Annotated in this window: 4 protein-coding genes; all 4 read left to right on the forward strand. The window is 71.0% G+C overall.

The window, feature by feature from the left end:
* The first annotated feature begins 104 nt into the window (after positions 1 to 104).
* The 4 genes from IE206_RS41960 to IE206_RS41975 all read left to right on the forward strand — a co-directional run bounded on the left by IE206_RS41960 (position 105) and on the right by IE206_RS41975 (position 4,871).
* Positions 105 to 308 (forward strand): hypothetical protein, encoded by a 204-nt coding sequence (locus IE206_RS41960; RefSeq protein WP_189972016.1) that lies wholly within the window; start codon positions 105 to 107, stop codon positions 306 to 308.
* On the forward strand, positions 305 to 3,439 hold the full coding sequence (locus IE206_RS41965) for a hypothetical protein (protein WP_189972017.1): 3,135 nt from the start codon (positions 305 to 307) through the stop codon (positions 3,437 to 3,439). The genes IE206_RS41960 and IE206_RS41965 overlap by 4 nt, the downstream gene beginning before the upstream one ends.
* 6 nt (positions 3,440 to 3,445) lie before the next feature.
* The gene (locus IE206_RS41970; protein ID WP_189972018.1) at positions 3,446 to 4,021 is read left to right on the forward strand and encodes a transcriptional regulator; all 576 of its coding nucleotides are present in this window, start codon (positions 3,446 to 3,448) and stop codon (positions 4,019 to 4,021) included.
* Between the two features lie 79 nt (positions 4,022 to 4,100).
* Complete coding sequence (locus IE206_RS41975; protein ID WP_189972019.1) at positions 4,101 to 4,871, forward strand: hypothetical protein; 771 nt, start codon at positions 4,101 to 4,103, stop codon at positions 4,869 to 4,871.
* The last annotated feature ends 115 nt before the right edge of the window (positions 4,872 to 4,986 follow it).

Raw genomic sequence — 4,986 nt, forward strand, 5'->3', positions numbered from 1 at the left:
CCGGGACACCACTCCCGAGGCTTGGCCTTAGTCCCAGACAAGGACCGTCAATGCATGCCCCCAAGAGTACCCAGTCAGCCCCGGTGCTGACCACAGATCCCCGTGTGACCCCTGTCGGCGGCTCCGGCAGGGTGACCACCGTCACCGACGGAGAGACCGCCTTCCTGATCTGCCGGACCGTGCGCGGTCGCGGCGGCTGGGGGGTCCACACCGCTACCGGTGACCTCCTGTCCTCGGGGTGGCCGACCCTGACCCGCGCCCGGTCCTACGCGGACCGCCTCCTGTCGCGGGCGGGGGCGGACCGGTGACCGAGCAGACGACCGAGCGACCGGCCCGGACCCCGGCCCCCCGCAAGCCTCTGCGGGTGGTCAACGGCACCGGCACCGGCTCCCCGCAGGACCGGGAGACCCTCGTCCACATCCCCGGCACCGACAGCATTTACCTGGACCTGGAAGCGGACCGCCTCGTCAAGCGCAAGGGCGACAGGCCCACCGTGTACCTGGACTGGGCCCCCCGCCTCCTGGCGTGGTGGACCGACGCGGAGAACGTCCCGGTCTACCGGGTGTCGGTGCGCGAGCAGGAGGGTTACCTCGCCCCCGAGACGCTCCGGGACGGCACGGCATGGGACCAGTTCGACCACGCCGCCGGACACGACGTGCGCAACGTCCGGGAGGCCCTGGCCGGAGCGGTCAAGGTCCAGCGCCGGACCATCCCCAAGGCCCCGGGCCTCGGCATCCTCGGATGGCACGAGATCAACGGGGAATGGGTGTACGTCTCAGCTGACCGGTGCTTCGGCCCGGCCGGGGAAGTCGACGTCAACGTGAACACCACGGCGGACGAGTCGGCCCTCCCGCCGGCACCGACCGGGGACCGGCTCCGGGAGGTCGTGACCCTCTCCCTGTCGGTCCTGGACGCGGCCGTCATGCGCGTGTCGGCCCCCGCGATGTGCGCGGCCTGGCTCGCCCCCCTGCTCTCCCTGTTCGGCTCGCAGAACCTCCCCCGGTTCGTCCCCTGGATGTGGTCGGACGGACAGGCCCGGGTGTTCGGCGTCTTCAAGTCGTCGTTCGCGGCCATCGTCCAGGCGCACAGCGGGACCGGATACCGCGGGGAGAGTGACCTCCTGCCCGCGGCCGACATCACCGTCCCGGCCCTGGCCACGTTCCTCGGAGAGCGCAAAGACGGTCTCGGCATCCTGGACGATTACAAGCGCGGTGAGACCGCCTCGGTGTCCAACAAGACGCAGGGGACCATGGAGTCGGCCCTCCGCCTCGGCACCAACCGGCAGCCCCGCAAGCTGCGCAAGCACCGCGGCCCCGGCCTGGCCAAGACGCTGGCGTGCATGGCCCTCCTGTTCGTCACCGCGGAGTGTCTGCCCCTGTTCGACTCCGGCTCGACGCACGACCGTACGTTCCCCTTCCAGGTCCACAAGGGCGACATCGACGCGGCCAAGCTCACCGTTCTGCAGGACCGCATCGAGGACTTCCCCGAGGCCGGGGCCGCCTACGTCCAGTGGCTGGCGGCCAACCACGGCCAGGTGACCACCTTCCTCACCAACCGCTTCCGGGAGCTGCGCACGGAGCTGCGCGACGAGCAGAAGGTGACCGGCCGGGCCTGCTCGCACGTCGCCCACCTGCTCTGTGCAGCCGAGGTGTTCACCCGGTTCGCGGTAGAGACCGGAGTCCTGACCGAGGACCGCCGGGCCGCCCTGTTCGCACAGATCGAGGCGGCCCTCATCGAGGCGGCCACCGCCACCGTGACCGAACTTGCCGAGGACCAGCCCCACGAGGTGTGGCTCCGGGAGCTGCGCACCCTGTTCAGCACCGGCAGGCTGTACGCCGCGACCGCCGGCACCTCCCCGGGCGGCGCCCCGGGCGAGTACACCGAGGCCCTCGGCTGGACCTCGGAACGCAAGGACGCTCCGGCCGGATACGCCCTCCCCGAGGGCCTGGCCGTGGTCGAGACCCTGCTCGATGCCGAGATGCGGAAGTTGGGCAAGGGCCTGTCAGTCGGGGGCGTGAACCTCCGGCGCCTCCTGGCGGCCAAGGGCATCATCCGGGCCGTGCAGTGGAGCGACAACAAGCACGAGCACCTGCACCGGGTCACCGTGGGCCGGGCCCGGCCGTGGTACCCGGTCGTCCCGTGGGAGGTCTTCTTCGGCACCGAGGACGGGACCCCGCAGCCCCCCCAGGGCGGCCAGGACGGCCAGGGAGGCCCCGCCGCTCCCCAGGGCCCGCAGGACCCCAGAACGGCGCCAGAGGCCCCGATCTGCCGCGGCTGCGGGACTCCCCTGGACGCGAAGGCACCGGACCCGAGCGGGTATCACCCCGGCTGCGACCCCGAGGTGAACGCGGGGCCCGCCTCGGTGGCCGAACCCCTCCCGGAGCCGGACCCCGAGCAGGAGACCGAGCCAGAGCAGGAGACGCCGGCAGAGGTCCCGGCCCCCCGCACCGAGGCGCCCCCCGCCGGCCGACCGCAGGCACGACGGGAACCGCGCACCGCCCGGAGCATCGCGGACCGAGTCGCGGCGGCCCTGGAAGCGGCCGGGGGCGACACCGACGCGGCGACCGCGGCTCTCATCAAGCAAGCCATCCCCGACTCGGTGGAGCTGCTCGAAGAGGTCCGCACGACGGGCCGGTACGAGTTCACCGCGCACCCCCCGACCGAGCCGGAGATCCTGCGCAAGCGGGGCCGCCAGGCGAACCAGATTTGGGAGGCCCGGCCGAACTGGACGAACAAGACGGTCCCGGCCGGGACCGAGGTGGACCGCCTGGACACGAACGCGGCGTACCTGTCGGCCCTGAACACGCACCTGCCGATCGGCACCCTCGTCCACCAGGAAGGCCCGGAGTTCAACCGCCGCCGCTCGGGCGCGTACCGGATCACTCCGCCGGAGTGGACACACACCGACCTGCCCAACCCCCTGGGCAACCGGGAGGAAGGCGGCCCGCTCTGGGTGACCCGGCCGACCCTGCAACTCCTGTGCGACCTGTCCACGGAGAAGTACGGCTCCCTGTGCGCTCCCCCGGTCGTCCACGAGTCGTGGACCTCGGGGTCCTCGGAGAGCCTGCTCCGGCAGTTCCGGGACATGCTGCGGGACGCGCGAGCAGAGGCGATCGCCACGGGCGACACCGTGACGCTGGAGTACATCAAGCCCATGTACTCCAAGTTCGTCAGCACCATGATCAAGGAGAGCCGCTTCAACCACTGGATCGAGCGCTCCGACTGGCCCCACATCATCCGGGCGCAGGCGCACGGCAACCTCTGGCGGAAGGCCCTCAAGGCCCATCAGGCCGGCCTCACGGTCTACCGGGCCGTGGGCACCGACGAACTGCACGTCGTGGGCGACTGGCGCCAGGTGTGGGCAGAGGGCCGGGCCCTGTCGGAGATGAAGCTCAAGGACGTTGACGGCGACGGCGGTACGTACCGGGTGGGGGAGTGATCGGCCATGGGCGGTAGGACAACCGGCGGCAAGGGCGCCAAGGGCATCAGCGGCGGGGAGGCCATCTCCCGCCGCCTGGACGAACTCGCGGGGACCATCAAGTCGGACGTGTCCTCGGAGCGGGGGTTGGAGGCACGGCTCAAGTACCTGACCAACTCCCCCCGCGGATACGCCGCAATGGAGCGGGCCGGAATCGACGTCAAGCCGCGCACGCTTATCGCGTGGCTCTCCGGCGACCGTGAGCCGAACAAAGCCAACCTCGGCAAGATTGAGCGGGCGTACCAGAGTCTCCGGCGCCAGAACATAGTGCGATCGATGAAACGGCGGCTCTCAAAGAACGGCCGGGGAACACGCGTTGAGGTCCACCCGGTAAATCAGTCGGCCGTGGCCCCGCAGCAACAAAGGGACTTGGAAGTACGGCGTTTCAACATCCGGCCCGACAAGTGGGATCAGTTGGTCGACGCGTGGGCGGCCGGAGATGCTGGCGCCATGGACGCGATTTGGGAAGACATCGCAGAGGCCGATATCGGCTCCGAATGGGGCGCCTACGTCATGGTGTCCGGCATCGGTTTCGGCGCGTAAGACACCCCACGGTCCCGGGCGGAGAGCAATCCCGCCCGGGACCGCTCCGGCATACAGGACCCATTTCCCGGAAGGCATCATGACCACCGACCACAAATGCCAGGCATTCAACGGTCATTCCGGCCCGGACCCCGACTTTGCACTGACCTATCAGCGTGACCCGTGGTGCTGGTCCCCGGAGTTGGGCTTTCACCGGCGGTCCGCTCCCATGGTGCGTCTGCACCCCAAGGCCAAGACGGCAGGCTCCCGCGCGGTCGGGAAAGACTTCCTGCACCCGTGGCAGGCGGTCCGCCTCGGTCTCCAACTGGGCACGTCTAACGGCTCGATGGTCCGGGACACGCTCCCCGAGTACGTCCAGCGGCTCACCGAGGCGGCGCAGGGGAAAGGGTGGGACACCTACCCGGACGCGGCAGAGGCTCACGCACGCCTCGGGGCGGACATGCTCCACATGGTCCGGTCCGGGGCCGCCGCCTCCCTCGAAGAGGACCCCAGGGCCGCGCGTGAGTGGATCGCGGGAGCGCTCCGGCCCTTCCTCGGCTCCCCGGCCCTCGGCTCGTGGGGCGAGCGTCTGACCCGGCTCCTGGACGCCGGCATGTCCGAGGACGAGATGCGCGGCTATGGCCCGCAGGAAGACGAGGCGTACCGGTCACGGGCCATGTGGGACGGCCGTAACCCCGAGGCGTGGCTCACGTACTGCGGGGCCGCGGCGGTCCGCATCATCGGACTGCAAGAGTCCCTCGGCGCCGTGCGCACCGTCTGCCGCCTGTACGTCATCACCGACCCGACCCCGCCCGACATCGTCCAGTGGTGGCGCCAGGTCCTCGGGGACGCCGTACGCATCGCAGGCTGACCACACCGGCCCCCGGCCCCTGCTCGCCCCCTCGGAGCAGGGGCCGACCCATGCCCCGCCGCGGCGTGCGGAGGGCCGCCTCGGTCGCCCTGCTCGGTCCAGGCCGGGCCCGGCC

The sequence above is a fragment of the Streptomyces violascens genome, assembly GCF_014649955.1.
GTDB lineage: Bacteria > Actinomycetota > Actinomycetes > Streptomycetales > Streptomycetaceae > Streptomyces > Streptomyces violascens.

Bases quoted from the DNA above. Each gene is read 5' to 3' on its own strand.
- IE206_RS41970 (WP_189972018.1), top strand. From the start codon at position 3,446: ATGGGCGGTAGGACAACCGGCGGCAAGGGCGCCAAGGGCATCAGCGGC.
- IE206_RS41975 (WP_189972019.1), top strand. From the start codon at position 4,101: ATGACCACCGACCACAAATGCCAGGCATTCAACGGTCATTCCGGCCCG.